2 protein-coding genes are annotated in these 1869 nt (G+C 79.5%); both read left to right on the top strand.

All coding sequences use genetic code 11. The features are described 5' to 3' along the window. On the top strand, positions 1-1126 hold a 1126-nt coding region (locus AB0K37_RS41970), incomplete at its 5' end, for a hypothetical protein (RefSeq protein WP_363991771.1). Positions 1127-1237: 111 nt separating this feature from the next. Then, positions 1238-1869: WYL domain-containing protein (locus AB0K37_RS41965; RefSeq protein ID WP_363991768.1), on the top strand; the 632-nt coding region annotated here is incomplete at its 3' end.

Raw genomic sequence — 1869 nt, 5'->3', positions numbered from 1 at the left:
CGGGTCGGACGCGCCGCCGCCGCGGATCCCGCCTCCCCCGCCTCCCCCGCCGCCCGTCCCGGCGCGGGAGCAGGCCCCCGAGCCGCCGCCGGCGCGGGAGCCGGTCCCGGAGCCGGTGTGGCCGTCGGAACCGTACGAGACGCAGCTGGACACCGACGCGTTCCGCACCCAGCTCGATCCCGGCCCGGCGTGGCCCGGCTCGGACGCGCCGCCGGCCCCCGCCCGGCCCTCCCCCGTCCCGGCGCCCGCGCCGCACGCGGACCTGCCCCCGCCCCCGGCGCCGGTGCCCGAGCCGCCGCCTCCGCTGCCGCCCGCGCCCGCGCCCGAGCCGGCCCCGCAGGTCGCCGAGGCCTACGGGATCCGGTTCCTGTGCGGCGCCGACGACATCGAGCGCGTCATCACCGAGGTCCGGCGGCGCGGCAAGTGGGCGCGGCGGCTGCGCGGGCAGGAGGTGTCGAGCGCGTCGGCGCCGGCGCTGCTGCTGATCGGCGCGCCCTCCAGCGGGCAGCGGCGGCTCGCGCGGATGACGGCTCGCGCGCTGGCGGAGGTGGAGGCCTCCAGCGGCGAGGTCCACGCCGTCCACGCCGAGGACCTGCGCGAGCACGGCCCCGACGGGCTGCGCGCGGCGCTGGAGGAGCACGCGGGCCACGTCCTGCTGCTGGACGGCCTGGACGGGCTGATCCTGGACGAGTCGCAGGGCCCCGCCTACGCCTCGGTGCTGTACCGGACGCGGCTTGAGGGCGTGAACGACACGGCCCTGCTGGGCACCTGCGAGCCCGACCGCGTCGGGGAGCTGTCGGCGGCGTCGCCGGAGCTGGTGACCGACCTGCGGGCGGTGCGGCTGCCGGACCTGTCGGGCGCGCAGGCGCGCGCGGCGCTGGTGCGGCTGCTGGCCGAGGAGCGCAGCCTGCGCCTGGGGTCGGACGCGTGGGCGGTGGTGAACCGCGAGGTGGGTTCGCTGCGCCCGCGGGGCCGGCTGACCGGGGCGCGGCTCGTGGAGGCCTACCTGGACCGCGCCGCGACGCGGCATCTGGGCAGCGCGGAGGCCACGCAGGCCATCGGCAGCGCGCTGTCGCTGACGGCGGCCGACTTCCAGGGCCTGGCGGTGGAGCTGTCGGGCCGCTGACCCCGCGGCGTGCCGCAGGGGGCCGGCGCGGGGCCCGAAACCCCGCGCCGGTAAGGGTTTTAAGCCCCTTCGGGAGGGTGTTTCGCGGGCGGGCGGGGTCACGATGGGGGCGTGGACCGCGTGGACCGGCTGCTGGCGCTCGTCGCGGAGCTGCGTGCGGCCTCGCCCGAGCCGCTGGACCCGGCGGTGCTGTCGGCGCGGCTGGGGGTCAGCGAGCGGACCGTCCGCCGCGACCTGGAGCTGCTGAGGCACGGCGGGCTGCCGGTGCGGGCCCGCAAGGGCCGCGGGTACGCGCTGCCCGCCCCCGACCCGCGCGAGCCGCTCAGCGAGGTCGGGTCGCTGATGGGCCCGGTGCACGACACGCTCGCCGAGGCGGTCCGCGCCCGCCGCGTCGTGCGGCTGGCCTACACCGACCGGGCGGGGGCGCGCAGCTTCCGCGACGTGGAGGCGCACGGCCTGGTCGTGGCCCCCTACGGGGAGTACCTGGTGGGATGGTGCCGCATGCGCGACGGGCCCCGGATGTTTCGGCTCGACCGGATCGGGGCGGCGGTGCTGTCGGGGCGGGGCGCCGAGGTCCGGGACCTGGACGACCTGCTGGCGGCGCTGCGGGTGCCTCTGCCGCGCCCTGCGGCCGAGGCGGGGCCGCGGGGCCCGGCGGTCGCGGCCGATGGCCAGCAGATAGGTGACGCGGGCCAGCGCGACGGCGACCGGGTGCAGGTCGATGCCCAGCACCCGGTCGGTCA

The organism is Actinomadura sp. NPDC049753, from assembly GCF_040674655.1.
GTDB lineage: Bacteria > Actinomycetota > Actinomycetes > Streptosporangiales > Streptosporangiaceae > Spirillospora > Spirillospora verrucosospora.
This window is presented reverse-complemented; position numbering and strand designations above follow the sequence as displayed.